The organism is Paenibacillus sp. FSL H7-0703 (genome assembly GCF_038003485.1).
Lineage (GTDB): Bacteria > Bacillota > Bacilli > Paenibacillales > Paenibacillaceae > Paenibacillus > Paenibacillus polymyxa_B.
This window is the reverse complement of the sequence record NZ_JBBOPF010000001.1, coordinates 4,781,043-4,800,367: the sequence shown is the minus strand read 5'-3', so window position 1 is coordinate 4,800,367 and position 19,325 is coordinate 4,781,043. Positions and strand designations below refer to the sequence as shown.

Annotated in this window: 35 protein-coding genes; all 35 read right to left on the bottom strand. The window is 44.7% G+C overall.

Annotation, left to right across the window (positions count from 1 at the left end):
• The 35 genes from MHB46_RS21605 to MHB46_RS21435 all read right to left on the bottom strand — a co-directional run bounded on the left by MHB46_RS21605 (position 1) and on the right by MHB46_RS21435 (position 19,134).
• Positions 1 to 1,323 carry a phage tail sheath family protein gene (locus tag MHB46_RS21605; RefSeq protein WP_341163364.1) on the bottom strand — a complete coding sequence of 441 codons (1,323 nt, stop codon included), beginning with the start codon at positions 1,321 to 1,323 and terminating at the stop codon, positions 1 to 3.
• Positions 1,323 to 1,565 (bottom strand): hypothetical protein, encoded by a 243-nt coding sequence (locus MHB46_RS21600; protein WP_341163363.1) that lies wholly within the window; start codon positions 1,563 to 1,565, stop codon positions 1,323 to 1,325. Before MHB46_RS21600 ends, MHB46_RS21605 begins: the two co-directional genes overlap by 1 nt.
• Positions 1,558 to 1,983, bottom strand: coding sequence for a phage tail terminator family protein (locus tag MHB46_RS21595; protein WP_341163362.1), 426 nt, complete (start codon positions 1,981 to 1,983; stop codon positions 1,558 to 1,560). The genes MHB46_RS21600 and MHB46_RS21595 overlap by 8 nt, the downstream gene beginning before the upstream one ends.
• Before the next feature lie 4 nt (positions 1,984 to 1,987).
• Positions 1,988 to 2,386 (bottom strand): HK97 gp10 family phage protein, encoded by a 399-nt coding sequence (locus tag MHB46_RS21590; RefSeq protein ID WP_341163361.1) that lies wholly within the window; start codon positions 2,384 to 2,386, stop codon positions 1,988 to 1,990.
• Positions 2,383 to 2,754, bottom strand: a complete 372-nt coding sequence (locus MHB46_RS21585; RefSeq protein ID WP_341163360.1) for an ABC transporter ATP-binding protein — start codon at positions 2,752 to 2,754, stop codon at positions 2,383 to 2,385. Before MHB46_RS21585 ends, MHB46_RS21590 begins: the two co-directional genes overlap by 4 nt.
• Position 2,755: 1 nt before the next feature.
• On the bottom strand, positions 2,756 to 3,130 hold the full coding sequence (locus MHB46_RS21580; RefSeq protein WP_341163359.1) for a hypothetical protein: 375 nt from the start codon (positions 3,128 to 3,130) through the stop codon (positions 2,756 to 2,758).
• Positions 3,131 to 3,143: 13 nt separating this feature from the next.
• The gene (locus tag MHB46_RS21575) at positions 3,144 to 3,338 is read right to left on the bottom strand and encodes a hypothetical protein (protein WP_023987537.1); all 195 of its coding nucleotides are present in this window, start codon (positions 3,336 to 3,338) and stop codon (positions 3,144 to 3,146) included.
• Between the two features lie 17 nt (positions 3,339 to 3,355).
• Positions 3,356 to 4,225: a major capsid protein gene (locus tag MHB46_RS21570; RefSeq protein WP_341163358.1), complete on the bottom strand. Its 870-nt coding sequence runs from the start codon at positions 4,223 to 4,225 to the stop codon at positions 3,356 to 3,358.
• 149 nt (positions 4,226 to 4,374) lie between these two features.
• On the bottom strand, positions 4,375 to 4,731 hold the full coding sequence (locus tag MHB46_RS21565) for a hypothetical protein (protein ID WP_023987535.1): 357 nt from the start codon (positions 4,729 to 4,731) through the stop codon (positions 4,375 to 4,377).
• Positions 4,732 to 4,733: 2 nt separating this feature from the next.
• Positions 4,734 to 5,336 (bottom strand): phage scaffolding protein, encoded by a 603-nt coding sequence (locus tag MHB46_RS21560; RefSeq protein ID WP_341163357.1) that lies wholly within the window; start codon positions 5,334 to 5,336, stop codon positions 4,734 to 4,736.
• 101 nt (positions 5,337 to 5,437) lie between these two features.
• On the bottom strand, positions 5,438 to 5,707 hold the full coding sequence (locus MHB46_RS21555; RefSeq protein WP_341163356.1) for a hypothetical protein: 270 nt from the start codon (positions 5,705 to 5,707) through the stop codon (positions 5,438 to 5,440).
• Between the two features lie 241 nt (positions 5,708 to 5,948).
• On the bottom strand, positions 5,949 to 7,646 hold the full coding sequence (locus MHB46_RS21550; protein WP_341163355.1) for a minor capsid protein: 1,698 nt from the start codon (positions 7,644 to 7,646) through the stop codon (positions 5,949 to 5,951).
• Positions 7,643 to 9,115, bottom strand: coding sequence for a phage portal protein (locus MHB46_RS21545; protein WP_341163354.1), 1,473 nt, complete (start codon positions 9,113 to 9,115; stop codon positions 7,643 to 7,645). Before MHB46_RS21545 ends, MHB46_RS21550 begins: the two co-directional genes overlap by 4 nt.
• Position 9,116: 1 nt before the next feature.
• Positions 9,117 to 9,320, bottom strand: a complete 204-nt coding sequence (locus tag MHB46_RS21540) for a hypothetical protein (RefSeq protein ID WP_341163353.1) — start codon at positions 9,318 to 9,320, stop codon at positions 9,117 to 9,119.
• Positions 9,310 to 10,545, bottom strand: coding sequence for a PBSX family phage terminase large subunit (locus tag MHB46_RS21535; RefSeq protein ID WP_341163352.1), 1,236 nt, complete (start codon positions 10,543 to 10,545; stop codon positions 9,310 to 9,312). The genes MHB46_RS21540 and MHB46_RS21535 overlap by 11 nt, the downstream gene beginning before the upstream one ends.
• Positions 10,542 to 11,291, bottom strand: a complete 750-nt coding sequence (terS, locus tag MHB46_RS21530) for a phage terminase small subunit (protein WP_341163351.1) — start codon at positions 11,289 to 11,291, stop codon at positions 10,542 to 10,544. The genes MHB46_RS21535 and terS overlap by 4 nt, the downstream gene beginning before the upstream one ends.
• 329 nt (positions 11,292 to 11,620) lie before the next feature.
• Positions 11,621 to 11,908 (bottom strand): hypothetical protein, encoded by a 288-nt coding sequence (locus MHB46_RS21525; protein WP_341163350.1) that lies wholly within the window; start codon positions 11,906 to 11,908, stop codon positions 11,621 to 11,623.
• 47 nt (positions 11,909 to 11,955) lie between these two features.
• Positions 11,956 to 12,297, bottom strand: a complete 342-nt coding sequence (locus MHB46_RS21520) for a hypothetical protein (RefSeq protein ID WP_341163349.1) — start codon at positions 12,295 to 12,297, stop codon at positions 11,956 to 11,958.
• Positions 12,298 to 12,345: 48 nt separating this feature from the next.
• A complete protein-coding gene (locus tag MHB46_RS21515; protein WP_341163348.1) occupies positions 12,346 to 12,624 on the bottom strand; it encodes a hypothetical protein in 279 nt (92 codons plus the stop codon).
• Between the two features lie 217 nt (positions 12,625 to 12,841).
• A complete protein-coding gene (locus tag MHB46_RS21510; protein ID WP_341163347.1) occupies positions 12,842 to 13,198 on the bottom strand; it encodes a hypothetical protein in 357 nt (118 codons plus the stop codon).
• An 11-nt stretch (positions 13,199 to 13,209) separates the two neighbouring features.
• The gene (locus MHB46_RS21505) at positions 13,210 to 13,461 is read right to left on the bottom strand and encodes a hypothetical protein (protein WP_341163346.1); all 252 of its coding nucleotides are present in this window, start codon (positions 13,459 to 13,461) and stop codon (positions 13,210 to 13,212) included.
• A 373-nt stretch (positions 13,462 to 13,834) separates the two neighbouring features.
• Complete coding sequence (locus tag MHB46_RS21500) at positions 13,835 to 14,650, bottom strand: hypothetical protein (protein ID WP_341163345.1); 816 nt, start codon at positions 14,648 to 14,650, stop codon at positions 13,835 to 13,837.
• A gap of 146 nt (positions 14,651 to 14,796) precedes the next feature.
• The gene (locus tag MHB46_RS21495) at positions 14,797 to 15,168 is read right to left on the bottom strand and encodes a hypothetical protein (RefSeq protein WP_322159994.1); all 372 of its coding nucleotides are present in this window, start codon (positions 15,166 to 15,168) and stop codon (positions 14,797 to 14,799) included.
• Between the two features lie 21 nt (positions 15,169 to 15,189).
• Positions 15,190 to 15,402, bottom strand: coding sequence for a hypothetical protein (locus MHB46_RS21490; protein WP_341163344.1), 213 nt, complete (start codon positions 15,400 to 15,402; stop codon positions 15,190 to 15,192).
• Positions 15,403 to 15,522: 120 nt separating this feature from the next.
• A complete protein-coding gene (locus MHB46_RS21485) occupies positions 15,523 to 15,894 on the bottom strand; it encodes a hypothetical protein (RefSeq protein ID WP_341163343.1) in 372 nt (123 codons plus the stop codon).
• Complete coding sequence (locus MHB46_RS21480) at positions 15,891 to 16,121, bottom strand: hypothetical protein (RefSeq protein WP_341163342.1); 231 nt, start codon at positions 16,119 to 16,121, stop codon at positions 15,891 to 15,893. The genes MHB46_RS21485 and MHB46_RS21480 overlap by 4 nt, the downstream gene beginning before the upstream one ends.
• 45 nt (positions 16,122 to 16,166) lie before the next feature.
• Positions 16,167 to 16,559: a hypothetical protein gene (locus MHB46_RS21475; protein ID WP_341163341.1), complete on the bottom strand. Its 393-nt coding sequence runs from the start codon at positions 16,557 to 16,559 to the stop codon at positions 16,167 to 16,169.
• Positions 16,560 to 16,572: 13 nt separating this feature from the next.
• Positions 16,573 to 17,040: a hypothetical protein gene (locus tag MHB46_RS21470; protein WP_341163340.1), complete on the bottom strand. Its 468-nt coding sequence runs from the start codon at positions 17,038 to 17,040 to the stop codon at positions 16,573 to 16,575.
• Positions 17,033 to 17,221, bottom strand: a complete 189-nt coding sequence (locus tag MHB46_RS21465; RefSeq protein ID WP_023987511.1) for a hypothetical protein — start codon at positions 17,219 to 17,221, stop codon at positions 17,033 to 17,035. The genes MHB46_RS21470 and MHB46_RS21465 overlap by 8 nt, the downstream gene beginning before the upstream one ends.
• On the bottom strand, positions 17,218 to 17,547 hold the full coding sequence (locus tag MHB46_RS21460) for a hypothetical protein (protein WP_341163339.1): 330 nt from the start codon (positions 17,545 to 17,547) through the stop codon (positions 17,218 to 17,220). The genes MHB46_RS21465 and MHB46_RS21460 overlap by 4 nt, the downstream gene beginning before the upstream one ends.
• Before the next feature lie 167 nt (positions 17,548 to 17,714).
• On the bottom strand, positions 17,715 to 18,062 hold the full coding sequence (locus MHB46_RS21455; protein ID WP_341163338.1) for a hypothetical protein: 348 nt from the start codon (positions 18,060 to 18,062) through the stop codon (positions 17,715 to 17,717).
• A 34-nt stretch (positions 18,063 to 18,096) separates the two neighbouring features.
• Complete coding sequence (locus MHB46_RS21450; protein ID WP_235307642.1) at positions 18,097 to 18,312, bottom strand: hypothetical protein; 216 nt, start codon at positions 18,310 to 18,312, stop codon at positions 18,097 to 18,099.
• 36 nt (positions 18,313 to 18,348) lie between these two features.
• Positions 18,349 to 18,771, bottom strand: a complete 423-nt coding sequence (locus MHB46_RS21445) for a RusA family crossover junction endodeoxyribonuclease (RefSeq protein WP_341163337.1) — start codon at positions 18,769 to 18,771, stop codon at positions 18,349 to 18,351.
• The gene (locus tag MHB46_RS21440) at positions 18,768 to 19,013 is read right to left on the bottom strand and encodes a helix-turn-helix domain-containing protein (RefSeq protein ID WP_341163336.1); all 246 of its coding nucleotides are present in this window, start codon (positions 19,011 to 19,013) and stop codon (positions 18,768 to 18,770) included. Before MHB46_RS21440 ends, MHB46_RS21445 begins: the two co-directional genes overlap by 4 nt.
• A complete protein-coding gene (locus tag MHB46_RS21435) occupies positions 18,994 to 19,134 on the bottom strand; it encodes a hypothetical protein (protein WP_341163335.1) in 141 nt (46 codons plus the stop codon). Before MHB46_RS21435 ends, MHB46_RS21440 begins: the two co-directional genes overlap by 20 nt.
• Positions 19,135 to 19,325: the final 191 nt, after the last annotated feature.

Sequence of the window (19,325 nt, the reverse complement as noted above, 5' to 3'; positions counted from 1 at the left end):
TTATCTCACCCGCGCTTTCTGATAGATTTTTTCCGCACTATCTACAGGCTTAACGAAGTATTCAGCGTAAAGTGCATCTTTGTCCGTCCCAGCAACTATAGTCACGTCTGTTTGTCCATTGAATTCCTCAATGGCGTTAATACTTTGGTTTAGTTCGAACAACGAGATGGCTTCTTTCTTGAAGAGGTTCCGACCATCTGCATTGTTATCAACCTTACCAATATAGGAATTCTCATAGACTCTCTGCAAATCGGTTGCAATTCCATCCAGTGTACGAATAATGCGATTCTTGCGGAAATCTTTATTTTTTGTAGGCGTAAAGCTACGGAATGTATTTATATCCTGCTGTACCTTGGCCTTGCCGCCTTTATAGATAAAGAAGAATTGACCGGCCTGCACACCTGCGATTGCTTCGCGGTTGGTGAATCTCACATCTACATCCACCGCATCATCGTAGTCAGCATAAGTAAGCGACTGGTTAACGTTGGCCGCCGCTGTTGCTGCTGCCACCCAAGCTACTGCCTTAACCTTGTCGATCGCTGTGCCGTCTGAAAGAATAACGCCGTTCGTGACATTTATTACTCCTTCGCTATCTGCTGCGCCGTAGTTTGGTAGAACCACCTGTACATTCTTGCCCTCGTCATTGCGAAGGCGATTAACATAGGTGGTGTACAAAGGCTTCAGGGTTGCGTCATCGTATGGAACTCCTACGGTGTTGAAATCTTGAGTCTCAATGGAGGCCATATAATCGGAATGATCTGCGTTGGTTACAGTGCCGTTTGCCCCGCCAGCTAATGGGGCTCCTGCCGTAGCTGCCAGTGTTTTATCAGTAGCAGATGCCTTGAAACTCACCCATTCATTAGCTACCAGACCGTCAATGTTCGCAACTTTCTGCAAGTCCATTTCTCGGCCCTCAACCAAAGTCCGAACATTGAAGCTAGAAGGCGTATCGATGTCAGCCTGAATTACAATTGAAATATCATTACCTCTCACGCCTCCGTACTTCGCTGTAGCAACAAGATTGCCGCTTGTGACTGTAGCTTTTGTCCCTTCGTTTAATCGGTACACCAGTAGCGTTTTGGCGCGCTTAAGAGCCTCCTTAACCAGCAGAAGGCTTGTGTGTGTAACATCGTATCCCAATGCTTTTGAGATATCGTCGCCAGCATCGATAGTAATGATCTGTTTTGCTGGCCCCCAGCTTAATGTCAACGGCAGGGTGACGGTACCACGATCACTTAACGTGCCTAGCGGCTTAGGCTCAGAAACAACGTTGGTATATACGCCAGGCAGCTCCTTGTTCTGTGTAACCCAAGTACCGGCCATTATTTAACCTCCTTCACTAACCATTCGGTAAGAACACGTTTAGCTTCACCGATGGTGTAATTCTGTCCGTCTTCAAGTAGGACGCTTAGTGTATCTTTTTCAATTTGCGTAAATTGCTGCGAATCTTGAAATTGCTCTTTGGCAAAACGGGGTTCTACCGAAGCTGCAGACGTTGCCGTCTCTTTCTTCGTAGGTGCCACAACAGGCGTTGCCCCGGTTTCTGTTTCTTGGTTATCAGCCACGTATACCAGCCTCCTGTTTTAAAGTCCTCATTTTTGTTTCTGGTCCCTTTGGATGCATTAAATGAACATTCACATCCAAGAAGAAATGCAGCACATCATCAACGATTTGGTGTTTCAGCCCAACCGCCCTGTACAGGCTGCCTTCCCACTGGATGTATTCCAGTTCCTCATATAGGCGATCAGCCACCGCTTCGCATTCACGGCGCTTCTCCGGGTTGTCTGGGTCTGGGAAATAGTGAATGTCGAAACTATCAGTCCGCATGTAGCGGCGGTTAAATTCCCGGTTCTGCGCGCCGTCAATGATCAACACAAAAAAGCACGGTTCATGAAAACCCTGCTCAATTCTTTCGTCGTACACCGGGACACCCGTTTGAAAGGTGCTCAGGTACTTCAATATTCCGTTTTTTACATCTTCCATTGCATCACCTCAAATGGTCCTCTATGAAGCGTTTTAGCTTACGATCCATGAGCGCAGGCAATTCGCGTTCCAACTCTCGTTCAGAGATGGTAAGCATGAATCTACCTTCCACCCAGCCCGTGTGTAGCCGTGTACGGTGCCCATATTCCACATAAGGCGCATATTCGATAGGGTTAAACAATTCGATGTTGTAACCCCCTCCTACACGCTCTACAGGTCCCAGTTGCCAATTACGCCGGAGCATTCCCGTATCTACGGGAGTCCTCGCTACTGTCTTAGCTAAAAGCCTGCTGGCAAGTTCTCTTATACAATCCTCCACAAAGCGAGGATAATCGGCTTGCATCTTTCGCAGGCTCTTGCCTAGCTGTTCAAACTCTGAAAAATCAAATTCAGCAAAACTCATGCTTTACCAACCCGCTTCATTTTTACTTCTTGGTGGGTCGGGTATATGAACGGCTCACCTGACTGCTGAAACTCATAACTCATACCGTCCTGCGTAACAAAAATACGACTTCCGGACGGAATAACAATATCAGGCGAGATAAACAGTTTGCCATCATATGCGACATCGTTGTTTGTGTCCATCTGTTGAGCGCTCGGCAAGGATGCTTGAGACAATGCACACGGCTGGTTGTCGAATATAACGCCTTTGCGCGGTCTCTCAGTGCCTGTTACCGGGTCTTTGTAGGTTATCTGTCCCTCTACCCTGCAAACGCCCGTATAGGTCATTTCAAGCAGCCTGCGTTCAGTTGCTGGATTGCCCAGTTGCATGCTACCACCTCAATCTGCGGAATGCGTTAAGTTGCGCGCCATACGCCTTAATAAAGGCCGTACCTTCCACACCCTGTTTGGCATCCGCAAAGAAAGTAAATTGCACATCGCCGCGCTTGATGCTTTGAACATTCTTCTCACCTTCACCAGCCGCGGCCGGAGCCACAAACTGGTTGAGGTAATAGTCCTTAGCAATCAGCAGCATCGTATTTTCCAATTGCTCCGGTATGTCGGATATATTGCAGTAGTTCTTAATGCCATCAATCGTAAAGTTGAGGGCAAAAGACAACTGCACATCCTTATCTGTTTCAGTCACTGGCAGGCCCAGCAGAACCTTAAGCTTAGTGAGTAAGGCTTCGAGACGCTTCGGGTCCATATCGCTCACCAGCCTATTCGGTTTTATTGGTGCTATCTGCTTCAGCTTTATTTGCGCTGTCTGCTTTCTTTGCTGGTGTTACTTCTTCGAGTACGCCTTTTTCAACTAGTTTGGCTCCATACTTATCATCAAGATCGATTTCGCCAGAATTCACAATAACCCCGGCTTGAATCACCGGGGATAGTACCTTGTATTTTTTGTTTGCCATGATATAAGTTCCTCCTATTAAACCGACAGACGGTAGATTTGAGATGGTTTTTGTACAGCTACGAAAGCAGATTCACCAACGTATACTTCTTCAGATGGTGGCGGGCCTTGCTTAATGATAGGCGTAACGTAAATGCCTGGTTCGAAGTTCTTTTCAATTGTCGGGCCCTGTACAGTGATGATTGGTTTTTCCCCCAACAGTGCCACGGTGCGAGCTTCCAGCAGCCGCGTTGGTGCCGCACCTTCCAAGGAAACCACATCATCGTTCACTCGGATTGTAATCGGAGCATCTGCAATTTGTGTAATAATTGCTTGCACTTGTTCCCGAGTAGGTAACATAGCACTGTTGACTCCAAACAACGCCCCGCGAGTTTGATTGTTAAGAGCCAGATCCAACATGACATCGCCGGAAATATCAATATAACGTGGTGCTTGGCCTGCATTGATATCCTTGTATGCTTTAATCGCTGCCCTCAAGTCATCCAAAGGGGTGGAAGTTGCACGGTCAGACCATAGAACTGTTGGCGTTACCTTAGCCGTTAGACCAAAGTTTACATTGATCTGCACATCATTTTTGTTATACACGATAACCCCGTTGTAAACTGCCTGCGCTCGCAACCATTCCTCTGTATCGTTTACACCTTCAATTAGTTCGTCTGTTTGATCGTAGACTTTTTGAATAGCCCGTTGACGTTCGTTTTCAACACGCGGATTAGTAAACTTGAGTTGTTCGCCCTCATCCAAGCGGAAGCCATGTTGAATCTTAGCAACCTCTTGAGTGAGTGTTTTTAACCCTTGTTTGTCCCGCAACGGAGCACCCGAGTTCCACCCAGTAATGGAGGCGCTTGGTGCATAGGTTTGTGTAAACACGTCATAGTTAAAAGTCAAATCGTAGCTCGTATCGGTAGCACTGATAGCTTTAAGAAGATACTGTTTTGGTATAAGCCGGTTTTCCACATACCCCATGAATTCCGGTTGTTTAAATTGATCTAATGAAAGAATACCCATTTATATAATCCCCTTCCCTTATCCCTGTTTTAGTAGTAACGGTAACGTCCGGCTGCTGCTGTTTTAAATGCTGCTGTAACGCCTGTAAGCTTGCTTTCCACAACCAAAGCTTCCGCCCATGCGCCTACGATCACGTTCTGCGTGGTTGCATCGCCCGTGAATACGTCATGTGATGTGAGATAAACCTTGCCTGTGTCTGCGTCCGCAAATGGTTTAGCCAGCCCGTTAGCTTGGATGCTGACCGCCGTACCCGCTGGAACAAGTGTGTTTACAGCAAACTTGGTGCCGTCCAACGTAACACCGCCGATCTTCTCAATGGAGCCCTTTACGACGTACAGAATCTCCTTTTGTGATCCATACTCTTTAACACGTGGATTCAAATTCATTTTTACTCACTACCTTTCCCGTTTCTTTGCTCGGCAATTGACTTGCCTGCGTCATAACCTTTCAATGGCGCTGGTGGATTGCCAGCCCCTGCACCTTCTGCTGGTTTAGCACCTTTGAAAGTCGGTTGCGTATTGCCTTCCTCTTTTGGCACAAACAAAAAGCCCTTGCTTTCGCGTAGGCCAGTGAGTTGGTCGTCCAAGCCGCCTTTTACAGCGCCGTTGTCGTCCAGTTCGATTTTCGTTTTGTCCAACAGCCCAGCTACAATGTCCGGGTCATGTGCTTGACCGTTCAACGCCAGTTTGAGCGCCGTGTTCAGGCTCATTTCTTTCAGCTTGGCTTCATACTGTTCTTGGGTGGTTTTATTTTCCCCCTGAAGCTTTTCAATCTGCGTCTTCAATTCCTCGGAAGCTCCAGCAGACTTCTTCAATTCCTCCAGTTGACCACCTACGCTGTCCCTGTCCTTCTCAGCCTGCTTCTTTGCATCGTTAACCTCGTCGAATCGAGCTTTAGGAACAAACCCCTTTAACTCTTCCGCCGATGCTGTAGCCGCCTTTGTAGCCAGTTCCTCGGTCAATCCCAATGCGACAAATTGCTCTTTATTCATTGCATACCGCTCCTTCATCTTCGTTTTTTAACCTGGTCTCGGCCAGTGATGTCTTGTGTTTTACGCCCACAATACCAAACGGCGGTGATTTACCTAGAAACTCAATAAGGTAGTTCCGCTTTTATACTCGCCCATCCAGTAGGAGATACGCACAATGTAGTCAATTCAATTCGCGGATACTCATGTTTGTTTACCGCTACTTTAAATTTATTAATCGGCTCCCACGGGATGAAAAAGGCTATTGCCAAGTCAATGGTTATTTGTATTGCTCGTTCGTTGTCATAAAGCGTAACCCGATCATCAATAACCAACTTTCCAGTCTTGTTTAGTTCATACTGCCACTCAAATGTTCGATGTAGGTTTTCCGGCAAACCCTATTTTCTCTTTTAAGATGTCAATGACCTCAGCACTGGAAAGTGCGTCTGCCTTTACAACTCCACTCATGTCTGCCCCTCCTTGTATTTTTCGCAAAATAAAAAGCCTGCTGCATCTAAATGTGCAATCAGGCTTTAATCCTTACTATTTTGTTTTTCAAATGGCTCTTTGACTTGCCTTAGCATATCAGCAGCAATTTCTTCAGGCGATTTAGTAAAATCCAACTTCAGCGGCGTATCATCGATTAAACCGATAGTCCGCTTTGGCTGCTTGGAAGTCTTCGACATACGTCCACCCCAGTTCCTTGATTATTAACTGTAGCCATAGATAATCCATATACTCATTTCTTGCTGTTTCTGACATTGTAGCATAGTTCTCGCTGCTTTGTAACTGCTCAAGAGCGGTCAAAGCAGTGGATTCCAGCACATTATTAAACACAAGCAGATCGGATGATTTACCATTGGATGACACTCCACTTACTCCGCCATCATGTCCAACTGCAAGCAGACTAGATATAGCCGGATAAATCGCCATGTTGCGAATATCCTTAACGTTTACCCTCGTCCCTCTCGGGTGGTTGTGAGTCAGGATTACGCTATTCGGCGGTGCCTTGATAAGCGATTCGTGTATCTCGGGAGTAAATGTAACTTTGTTTATGATACCATCAGCTCTACCGATTTTCTTGCCTGCTGTCTGATCCATAATGACCATGATTTCTTTGCCAGCTTTGTGACCTTCCCGAGCTAGGCTACGGTTAACCTCAGCCAACTTTTCCAATACCGGTTCTGATACGTTTGGCAGATCAACATGGTAAGAAGCTTTAGGATTGTACTTCCGATTAAAGCTGCCTCCAGGTTCTTCAACCTCAGGATCTGGCACGTTGCTTTCTGTGGGTTCATTCGGCGCGCTCGGCTTAACGTATTCCTTTTCCCACTGCTCATAGGTCATATCACCCGGTACAGCCTGATTCTTGCCGTCTTCGCCCCTCGCAACTCGCTCTTGGACATTGTCCTCATAATGCGGAATTGTGGTAGAACGGCAATAAGCATGCAACGGTGGGTAGTTGACTCCCACCTCAGCCTCGGATACCGCAAATACCTCTCCGTCCATGTGTCGGCAGATAGATGATGTACGTTTATCCAGGGTAGCTGTAAACTTGTATTGCTCTACACCTAGCTCCTTATAAGCATCCATACGAGACTGGCCAGCAAAGTAGGCTGATTCAGTTTGGATGATCCGTGCCGCCGCTGAACGTGATACCCCCATACGGTCAGATAGGGCGTTAATCATCTTGTCCGGTGTATCGCCGCGTATCATGCCTTGTGTAAGCACAGTTTGAAGCTCATGCACCAGTTTGTCACGGTCTTTCCAGATCCGTGCTGAAAAGTTTGAACCATCTGCAGCCCAAGGTTTCGATAAGACCGCCTCAATCTGCCGTTTGTCCAGTTTGGAGAATGTAGCACCTAGCCCTGTGCCTTTATGGAGCTCGAAAATGGAATGATAGTACCCATCCTTGTATATGTCTCCCATAAGCTCTTTAGCGCCTGCCTGACGCTTTCCGGTTAGGACTTCGACATGTTGGCGCAACTGCAATTTCAAGGCCTCTAAACGAGTCATACGCACTCTTATGGATGCATTCTCAAGTTCCTTCATCCATCGTTGGTCCAAAGCGTTTTCTCGGCCTGCCTTGATGTAATCCTCAACGGTCCACTTAAACTCTTTGAGCTCCCCCGCTTTGAGCACTTGCCGTGCTTCCGCTAGGCTGATCTCGTTGTTTTTCGCAAACCGCTGGTAAAACACGTCAATATCTTTTTGAATGGACGCATTGGCCTTTGCATACTCCAGTTCCATCTTCCTAACGTAGGCATCACCTTTACCCAGTTGCGCCTCGTTTAGGGCATCCATGCGTTTAGACCAGTATTCCTCGGACTTCATGACGGAACATCCTGTTTAGGTTCTGTCCCAGCAGGATTGCCACCCGTACCGCCATAAGGCTGGTCTTCTGCCACAGTCATAGCATCGCTCTTTTCCTTTTTGAGCCTGTCCAGTTCGTCCTGCACATTGGTTACCCATGGATGATTAGCCACAATGGTTTCGTCAGAAATGACGCCTACACTGTCTTTGGCATTTGTGACGGCTTCGGTTTCGTTTATCAAAATATCACGATTAAAGATGAAATCGACCTCGTACTCCGCGTAATCATTTCCTGTCGTGTTAGCAAGGTGCTGATCTACGAACCATAGCAACTGTTCGAGGCTGGCTTGAAACTCTGTCTCGATAATGTTCGCGTCCATATCCAAGTCGCCATACAAGAAGCGCAGCGCAATACCAGACGGACTATTACCAAACTTGTCCGACTGCGTATCAACTCCACGGCCAAACTCATAAATGCTCTTGCGGAGCTTCTCCATATGATTACTGAATGCTTCAGTATCGATGTCCAAACTAAGTGTATCTACACCGCCCGGGTCCGCCACTTTGACCACGCGCAACTGAGACAGATTACGCCGCATTTCACCCACATCTGTACCATCGTAATTCTTGATGACATAAATGCTGTTGGGTAAGTCCTCCAAGTTATTGGCGTTCTCCGACATACGTTTATCGTAATCATCAACAAGTGTCTTGAGTATTTCCACCAACGGCATTTCTTCGTCATTGTACTTAAATGGGACGAACGGTACACGCTCCCAGTTCAATTTCTCCTGACCGTTCTTCGTTTGCGCTGTGAAATGCTCTTTTAATTCCTCGTAAAGCATAAGATCGGTGCTGATTGTAGTATCCTGTACCCACTTCATCACACCGTCAGTATCCCACAACTCTACAATATGAACAGTCTTTTTCGTCTTGGCCTCATAGACTTCCATCGGATAGAATCGGATCATCTTGTCTAGCTCCGTATGGGCACCATCTTTCCACAGCGGAACACACTGTTCTGACGGAATCACTTTAAAGCTCAACTCACCTTTTTCGGAATAGTAGACTTGCAGCCAGCCGATACCTTTATTAATAGCGTTTTTCCCAAGATTCTTGAGTTGACGCAAAAATGGTTTGCCAAAGAAACTATCTAATTGTTCTTTGTATTCTTTCGGACCATCTGTTTGTATGCTGATCGGCTTAGATAATAAATACCCGGTCTTTTGATCAACTAACTTACGGACGAATCCGTGAACCAATTTATTGTTAGCCAGGTTCTTGGCTTCGACTTGGGCGCCGCCCTCTCCGATGATATACCGTTTGTGTTTAAGAATCTCTGTCTGGTTACGGTAGTAAGCTTCCCCAGTCAGCATCCATTGATAACGTTGTGTGAGTTTGAAGTCATTTACCTCTTGCTGCGCTATCTCACGGTTGGTCATAGGAGCATTCTTTTCAAGGTTGTAGATTACTTCTTCTGTGTTGGTCATATTAGCCTCCTTTCTTATTTACTTTTTTGAGAATTAGAAATAACACCGTCATAATCATTGCATCGTAAGCAGCGCGGTAATTACCTGTGAATCCATAGAATATTGAGTAAGCCAAGAACAACAAATAAACATTGTCAGTAATGGCATCCAACCACTGTGACAATGTTTTAGGGAATTTCATATCATGCACATCCTTAAAACTCAAATGTAGGCCCTCTACGCATCCCCTCAACCGAATACCGAAGAGCAGCCATTGCATCATCAAAAAAGTTGACCGGTTCATCTGTATAGGTGTTTGTTTTAGGGTCATGTTTCCATTTCCATTGTTGCATTTCCTTAATTGTGTTAATGCAGCTTGGATGGATGTGTATCTTATGCTTCTTGAGCCAGTCAATTTGGGCGTTTACGCTGCCCGGTTCCTTCACCACGGCCTTAGCCTTATACCCAGCATTGCGCCACGTCTTGATACGGTCAGGCTCGGCAGAGTCGCAATACATCGGTATCCGTTTATCCAGCTTCCCGTCAGCTAAAGCTATAATTTCGCCTGTATCTTTCTCATGTACGTATATTTCGTTGCAAATAAAAATCTCACCATCTTTGAAGCCGACAGTGAGGATCGCGTTCGCATGATTGAAACCGAAGTCTTGCCCGAATGTCATACTGTCAAACATGGCGAATGATGTATCAAAATCATGCACTGTATAGTTAGACAAGATCGTCCCACCTAATTCGCCCCACTCACCAAGACCATATATTTTATATCCGTCTGGGTCCCGTTCTTTACGGAGCATCATACGGCGGTGGTAAGCATCATCGATGAAACGGTTCATCAGGTACGTGCTATGATTCGTTATGATATCCTCATGCTCAGTGTCAAAGTATTTTCCCTTGATCCAGTGAGTGGCGGATACCGGGTTAAATGTGAAAGTCATCTGATAATACAGATTCGGGTTATCCAATATTCCCCGCAGCCGGTCATCTAGTATATCAATGTCTGATTCTTGGAGTTCGGTTGCTTCCTCTACCCATATCCACGTCAATTTTCCATGAGCAAAGTTGATTGATTTAAGTTTTTCCCGGTCCCTGGCATCGTTAACACCACGGAAAATGACTTCATTGCCAGTAGATTTATGTTTTATACTCAAGCGCGATTGAGGCATATCCCAATAATCATCCACTTGGTCACCATAAATGCGATTGATTGCAGCCTGTAGCTCAGCGTATGTGCTGTTTCGGTTAGTGTCATTGACCTTGCGGATACAAAGAAGATTGGCGCCCTTATAACGTGAATCTGAAAGCTTGATAACGAAGTCTTGAGCCACGTTTACGGACTTGCCAGAACCAGCAGAGCCTTTGAATACTCTGTAACGCTTTCGAGTGAAGTTCATTTCCTTGAAATTCGGATTGAACGAAACGGTTACCGCAGTCATGGCGCATCACCATAATCAACTGTAATGTGTATAGGCTGCTTCTTCTCTTCGCCACTGATCTTCTCGACTTCACCCTTGAGTTTCTTGATGCGTAGCTGCTGTTCTTCATCGGCATAACCAAGCCTGCACATTTCCTCATACCGCTTAATGAGTCCTTGTAGCGTGGTCATAGCGCGGCTCTGAGCATTCATGAAAGCAGCGTGTTTATCCCAAGCGTGCTGGTATTCCCACTTCTCAGATCCACCAAAGGCATTATCGGCAGATTCAGTCAGAACCTTGGTCACATCTTCCTTATCCTCAACATACATAATCGGTTGGGCGGCTATAATCGCTGTGTAATGAATCATAATGCTGTCCCATATTAGATCAATGGGTTCGCGTTCTGCTATGTGCTCCATGATCTCAAGCGTGCGGGGCGGGAAGTATTTTCGAAAGAACCCATGCGTCACAGCCTTGTCATTCCCATAAGGGCCACCGGGACCACCTTTATTGCCAACTGCATTCTTATTACCCTTCGGAGCACCATGCCCCGCTGCGTTTCTGCTACCCTTGGGCGGGCCGCGTCTTTTTTGGGATGCATCTTTAACGTTGGACGCATCTTTTATGGATTCGGATGCATCTTTGCCCCAACCTTGCCGCTGTTTCCGACTCTTGATGGTCGGATACTTGATACCATGTTTATCAGCTAGGTCCGTTAAGGAGATATCCGTTGTTTCGTATTCTTCTCTAATTGCTGACCAATCCATGACTACATTTCACCACCCCCGGCATGTTATTTGAGTTGGTTTTGCGCTATTGTGGAGAATCAGGAGGTTTTTCAGTGCGCCACTGCAATTCATGTGTGATGTACTCTATATTGTTCGAACCGCAATTCATACACACTTCTTCCCAATAACATATTTCTTTCCTTGCCAAAAACGCACTTAAAGTCCGGTCCTCAGCAAAAAGAGGTTGGATTCTCCCTTCCATGAATGTATATCCACATGCCCCGCATTTCTTCATGGATGTTTCCTCCCTTATCTGGTCATTCTCCATAACCTAGGCCGTTTACATCCACCGTCAGGAGAAAAAATCCCTATTTTTCTTTATTACCACCGTTCAATCCTCGAACGATAAGTTTTACTTCAGGACCATCGCTGTCTGGAATTTGGTCAAGTTTCTTATCAAGTGAAGGCTTTGTTTTTCCAATGAGCGTCATGGGAGTGGTTTTGAGCGCTTTGCAAATGTCACCTACGTTCTTGCTATTGTTATCATCCAATAAGTAGGCAAACAAACGCTGTTCTTTCTTATTGAGCCCGTACTCTTTAGCGATACTGGCTGCGACTTCTTCACATGTCATTTCAAGTTCTTCCGCTATTCCCATTGAATTCACCCTTTCAGCAAATAAAAAAGCCGCCTATTGGCGACTCACTAAATTTTTAATTTATCTCTCACCTGAGAAACTATTGCTTTCCTAAATAGATCTACCTTTTCTTCACTACTCGGTTCTTTTTTTACCCAAGATCCAACTTCGTTGTACTCACCAGAACTTTTTTTTATGTCAGCATATTGGATATCGAACTTTAAAATGCCTATATCCCTGACGTCCAACTGCACATGCCAAGTCAAAGGAGAGTCAGTTACATTCTCTACCTTGCCTTGAATCCCTAACTCCCTAAAATCCTTAAGTAACTCATTCAAGATGGCAACGCCTTCCTGTCTCGTGGATAGGAATTTTTTAATGTGAGAATCTACTTCTTTAGCCCATTCCATTTTTTGTCCCTCCTCTAATAACGACTTATAACCCAAAAATATTATCACTCACTCTGCATTGATCATAACAATTTCTAGTTCCAAGTGTTCATTTTCTTTATCGTACTGTTTATTGTGGTTTTCCATAAGCTCCATATAAGACTTGAAATAAGCTTTCCCATCGTCCTCTTTTATAAGCTTAGCATTTTCCCCACCAAAGTTCGTTGCGTTAATCTCTCGCGGCTCCACGCCCTTAAACTGCTCGAGCGGTCCAAGTTCTTGTTTAAATTTAATTCCGAAGTCAACTTTCTTCCACCCTTTGCTTTCCGCATATTCAACTGGATTCAAATCAATCACCCCCATGACTCATATTTCGACATATTGGGATGTTTTTCCTCCATAAAGAAAGAGCAAATGTTCTCCTTATCCTCTTCGCAGATATCATTTTGTTTTTTTGCCTCAGTTGTATGTATATCACTTAATAAGACACAGAGCGGAATCGAACCGCTATAATCCTGTATGTGTCAAATAAGGTAAGGTGCGTTATGCACCCGACCTATTACATTTAAATGGTATGTGTTCCTTCCACGCCCCGGGCTTCACGTTCCAACGTCCGTTTTCTAAGCCACAGAAGTGCTTCTTCCAGCTTTGTGATTACGACTGCATTATCACGGCATCGAAATTCACTGTTTTGGAATCCTTCAAGACGTGCAAGAACCATAGCAATTAAATCTTCGTTGGTTACTCCATTTACTCCAGCTTCTTGGATTGGTCCTTCTTGGAAATGAACAATCCCTAGGACATTACCGCCATGGTCATGAACCTCAAAATAGTGCGGTGCGTTGTACTGGTAGTCCTTTTCATGATGAACTGTAGTATACTTTTCAGTCAGCAATCCGTTCTTTACCTTTACCAGTTCCAATTTGTGCCCTCCTATTTGAGTTGATCTGCCAGTTGCTTAATTACAGCCGGCGTACTGATACGTTGTCCATCTTTACGGTTACCTTTGATGTATGCTGCATCCTCATTACTGTAGTAGACTACACCGTTGCCCTCTACTACTGGATAGCCGCTCTCATCTGCTTGCAGTTCAGTTGCTACATGCTTACCATGTTTCGCCGCCTCTTGTTGGTTATGCAGATGTAAGATGCCGTACTGATCGAGATACGCGTAATTCTGTGCCATCGTTTGTTTCCTCCTGTACATAGCAAAAAGGACACCGTATACCGATGCCCTTATGCTTGCTTATTTGATATTGCCCGTAGTTCTACCGCGCCCGGGCGGAGCGCCTGGAAAGGACTCTAACCTATTCCCTCCCCGCTTCCATACCGCCGCAACATCTAAAAGCTACTTGTGCTACAGCTCTCCACCTTTACGCTCTGATCCGCAACAGGCTTCAACGCTGATTCAGTATGGACGAGTCCTGCCGTGGTAAGGGACAGCAGGGACACCCGGGCGTTAACCCTATGTCCCTACTTTAATTCCGAACTACAGACACCATGCCGACATACTACAGACGTACTACAGACGCGAACTAATCTTTTTATCTGCGTCTTATCTATTCTTCAACATGATCTACCTTCTTTTTTTGATATATCTTTTTAGGAAACTTTATTCTATTTTTAAATGTTAGGTAACAAACGATTATAAACATTAAAGTCACCATCACTGTAATTATTATAATTCCATTATCTAATTTATTTAGTAAATAGCTGATAATAGAGCCTATGTAAAGAAATAATATCAATACAGATTGAATAATTATAAATAATAAATTTAATATTGATGCTTTTCTCTTTTTCACTACTCCATCTTCAATTTGTAATATAGGATAAGGAACAATATCCCCTTTATCCTTCAATACATTAGGCAAACCTTTGACAGTACCAATTAAATTAGGTCTGGACTTAGTGTCAGTATGAACTATTTCTATAATTCCTCCATCTTTTGAATCCAAAAACTCAAAATTAATTAACACTTCATTCTCACTGTTTTTATTCAACTCAATCCTATTCACATTTCTAGATTGGGTAACAATACTCATACTCAGTATTTTGCTGTCTTCGGAAAACTTTGCTCTTAGCTGATCTCTTTCTACTATATCTTCTCCTTTTATGGTGCCAAATCCAGAATTCCAGAAAGCAATCTGGGTTTTTGATACTGCATCTACCTTTTCTCCCTCAAAGAAAATTTCTAGTTCATCTTGCTTAAATTGTTCTGAGTATCCACCTATTACTTTTAATGTCGATGTTTGATAACAGAATCGGGGTCCTATTTTCTGTTTACGGAATGTATAAACCGAGTAAATAATCCCAGTAATCCCCACTATTGATCCGAACCAACCAGTATTAATAATTTGAAAAATACTAATCATGCCCCTATCCCCTTATTTATATATGATAAAAGTATTTTACATTTTCAAAATCGGGATTAGAAGCTTTTTTTCGTGGGTTTATCCTAATTAATGCTAAAAAGGCTCAGCATTCTAAGCTGAGCCTTCAATTTTTTAATATAAATTATTCAAATAAGACCTATCAGCTTTAACGTCTCAGCCACGGATTCTACTCCTCGTACAATTCGCCTATCAACTGATCGATCTGTTATACTACTGAACCGACTCACAGTACCCCAGCGTGTATTCCCTCTGATAAATCGGAACTCCATTACCCGGCGAACGTTGTCATCCATAATAAGGCTCACAGCCATTTCTACAGCCTCTGTTTTCCGTCTGTATTCCTCCATAACCAGTCGTTCTTTCTCACCTATTGCATTCCTAGCGGACAGGCTATCAACGGTTTTACGCATCCTGGTGTACCGATTCAAAAGGCTCCGAGTTGCCTGCATGTCTGACCTGTTTGCTGTCGGGAATAATTCCATCTGCATCGCCTCCATCCATAGCCCTCCCATTGTAATTTACATAAAATCGAATATACTTGTCTGCCCCTCACGCGGCGAATCTGCCGAGTCCTGTATTAATCCATCGTCCAGCATAAACTTAGGAGCCTCATAGAGATATCTTTCATGGATTGGATCTCCTTCGCGAGAATGCGCTGGGTTCTTTATTTCTGCTTTCTTCGTCCAAACCCAAAAACTCTTAGCAGTTACCATGTCGTTGTTATCTGACATCCAAAATCCTTCCTTCGCTCAATTTATTCTGTTCAATCCTCTCAATCAACATATACCTATCTACTTGCACTACACCTATAAACAACAGTACAGAAGCTAATATAGAGGTATAGGCTCTTATCATGGGGTGTCTCCCGTGCCGTGAGTGTAGAGTATTTGCCACATACACTCTGCTGCGGCTCCTGGCTCTTCATGAAGCTCGTATTCAGCTATAGCTTTTTCAATTCCACTGCGTAAACTGGCTATCTCTGCATCCTTTTGTTGTATAAGGGATTCAGCGGCGGTTAAATCATCGTTCCAACCCTTAGCCACCTGTTGAAACCGTTCGTATTCCCTTTCAAGTGCTGCATATTGTTGGAGCCAGTATTCAAGTGGTTCATAAGGGGGTTCTATACTAGGCATAGTCTGATACTTTGGAATATTCACGCAGGATCTTGCATGCTTGAACGCATTAACCTTGTCCATATCCTCTTGCCAGTTACGTTCTGTCATTGTTGTCCCTCCCCATCCTCTTCGCCTTCATATTCGTCATCCAGGGATTCTACGTACCGTGTATGATCATCTTCCGAACCGCCTACATACTCGTCGTTAATGTAATAGCTGTACGATGTGTATGGATGGGCCTTGACGCAATCCGTGCAGTATACTTCATCATTAATTTCATAATGTTCCGTTTCTGGCGGCATGTCTGTTTTGCAGTTGTAGCAAACTCTTGCCATATCTATATATCCTCCCTTAGTGGGTGTAGTACACCCTGTATTGGTTTAATCCCTATTTGATAATGTCATATAAGCAGCCTCTGCTCGTTGCCTTGGGCTGACATTGAGCATTTCGGCAACCCTATAGTTTGGCATGTCTGCATACACACGTCCCCACATAGTCTCTTGGAGTGCTTGGATGTACTCTTCTGGACATTCATTCAAGGCTACTGCCTGTACCTCCAGAGAGGCGGCAGGATCATTGCAGTAGTCTGGGGCTTCGCACCACGCTTCATCTTCGGTTCCTTTTCCGATATGCTGGCGTTCCTCTGACGGTTCATTCAGTACCCAGTAGGCTTTATTTCTCCACCACTCCGGGTTCAAGTTAACAACCCTGTACCCCATCAACTCAGCCAACGACCGATTAATCTGCTGGTCTGTCATATCCTTTACCGACATATCTATCATCCTCTCATCCCTGACCCACCATTGATTCCAACATTTCGTTATCTACTTCCAGCATCTTGATTTTTGCCTGTTGTATGTTCAGGTTCCTGCGTGCCTCTTCCAGTCGCTTGGTAAGCTGGGCTATTGTCCGGTCCCTCTCTGCAAGCTGCTCACGGAGAGCGTCCCGCTCTGTCCCGCATTCACCCAGCCATGTTTTAAGTTGGTCCCTTACTGATTCTAACTGCTTAATTGTCCAGTCTTTCTCCGCAATCTGCTTGCCTCTCTCCGCAGCCGTTTGAAAGTTAGCTAGGCTTTCCTCATTCAAGCCATTTACCTGCTGTTGGAGTGAGTCTACAAAGCCAAACAACTCTTTTAAAATTGACTGTTGTGTTTTGACTACAATTGCGCCAGTAACAGGATTGTAAAGAAACAACCTGCCTTTCTCGCATATGATCTCCCGTCCCGAGGGTAGCTTATATGTCCGTTCACTCACCTTTACCGCCTCCATCCTCGTTCTCAAAATACCAGGTGAATTGATCGCCTATTTCCTGCCACACCCACTCTTTATATTCTTCCGTTATTTCTGCCTCGGTCACATCGTCTTCAAATTCAATGACTTGCGTGTACGGCTGGCTGCCTGTCCCTGGATTGCGGTAAAATACTACTCGTTTCATTCCTTGTTCCCTCCTTGGGGCTGTAGCAGCTCCGGGTTATCGTGTATGAAATCGTCCTGCACACGAGATTTAGGCAACCGCATCACCGTGAATGCCCCAAAATCCCCCAGTGCGTCCGCACCCTTAATCGCTTCTTTGGGTATTAAAAGTTCACATTTGATGCGGAAATGATCTTTGTATTTACCTTGTCTTGCAGGCGCGAGGGTAGTAATTTTCCCTGCAAGCGGAACTAATACAAGCAAGCTATCGTTGTTTCTTTTTTTTATTCCATCCATTAAACCGCCAATGAAATGTTTAGATACATCAAAAATCACACTCTTATTCAATCCGTTCACTCTCCTTATATATAGGGGTATGAAACTCTTAATCCCAACTCATTAATACAGCCTTACCACCAATTTCTTCGCCTTTATCGTCCAGTACCCACTCAGCTGATGCACTTATTACAAGTTTCCTACTCATCGTTTTCCCTCCTTCTTATCCCCTATGGGGCTTAATCCGTTATGCCTGGCACCTCAATGCCTGCAATTTTAAGCGCCGTGATAAAGCCAGCGTGGAACCCGTTTGCTTCCGCCACAATATCTCCGTAAAAGCATCCATCATGAGCCGTTGTTTCCTCGAAAGCCACCTTCATCCGTTCTTCCATCGTTAATTCCACTTCATAACCGTTATAAAGAGCGCGTATAAGCAAATCCAATTCCATGCCGTTTGCACCTTCAAAGTCTTGCGACCATTTTTCAGGATACTCAACATGCATTCTTACAATGGACGCCTCAGGATGCACTTTTTTAAGCAATTCCACAGCCTGCGCCTGAGCTTTTGTTATTTTTGCTTTATCCATTGTTATGTCCTCTCTGCCCTTGGGGGCTATATATTTAATCCTCTGGAAGCAGCTTGTTAAATGCTCTACGGTATAATTCAGCTACTTTTACTCTCTTTTTCTGCCCTCCATAATGAACGTTCACCATGTGATTGCTCTCTTTTACCAGCACCGGAAAGCCTGTCCGTGGATGGGAAGCAAATACTTTTCCGTCTTCATCAATTCGATATGGATAATAGCCAGGGATATATTTAAGAGTCTTGTTCTCCATTTCGAACACTCCTTTATACGTTGTTATATGAATTATTTATATTATTCCTTGCGCTTCCTCACCAATCTGCCATACCTTTACCTCGATCTCTGGATGGTCAGAATAATACTTCCGTGTGATCAAGGCGACCACCTGTGAATCGTCCTTCCACGCTATTTTATTAAGAGCATCGAATATACCTTTTACACAGTTGTCTATATCCGGTTTAATCGTCGGCAGTTCTTGAGACTCTAGCGCCTCTCTTAACCTCTTTTTAGTCCATGACTTAGGGAATGGGTATCTGAATCCTATTTCTACCGCCACGGGACCTTCTAGTGGCTCTGAGAATTGTTTTCTCGCTGAGAATCCGATCCTAGATTTGTAAGCTAGATACCTCTGTGCGCTTTCGCTTGTCCATTTGCCCCGTTGTGTCATTCTTACTGCACCCATAGGAGGTTCGTTTATCACGAAAGTAATCATGCCATCGCCCCCAATGCTCCGCCTGGGCGTGTTTTTATTTTTCTGTTTTTGATTCGATCCAACGCTAATATCAATACCTCGTCTGGGTCCCGGTTGAGTACATCTCCTATTTGCCGGATACTTTTCCCTTCAGACCACATAAACTCAAAGTCATCTACATCTTTCCGCTTCCAAGTGAAGTCCATTTCCTCACATGCCAAGTAAATAGATCTACGGTCTTTCTCAATCCCTTTTGATGCCATCCGTTACACCTGCCCTCCGGTAGATTTCCTTAGTCGCTTCAATACGGTAATCATAGTCGACGTCCAAATTGTTTGCTATTAGCTTTAACTCCACGTCAGACACGCTCTCAAAAGCTCTCATCGGCTTCCTGCGCCTCCTTTTCAGAGATTCCATACGTTTCCCTTCCTATACGCAGAAACTCGTCATAATCCTTATCAATGAGGTCATAGGGGTCTATTGGATTCATGGGGTATCCTCTCCTTTCAAAAGGGGCTGTGATTTTATTCGGCTGCCGCTTCGCTAGGCTGTTCGGTCGATTCGGGGGCCTACGG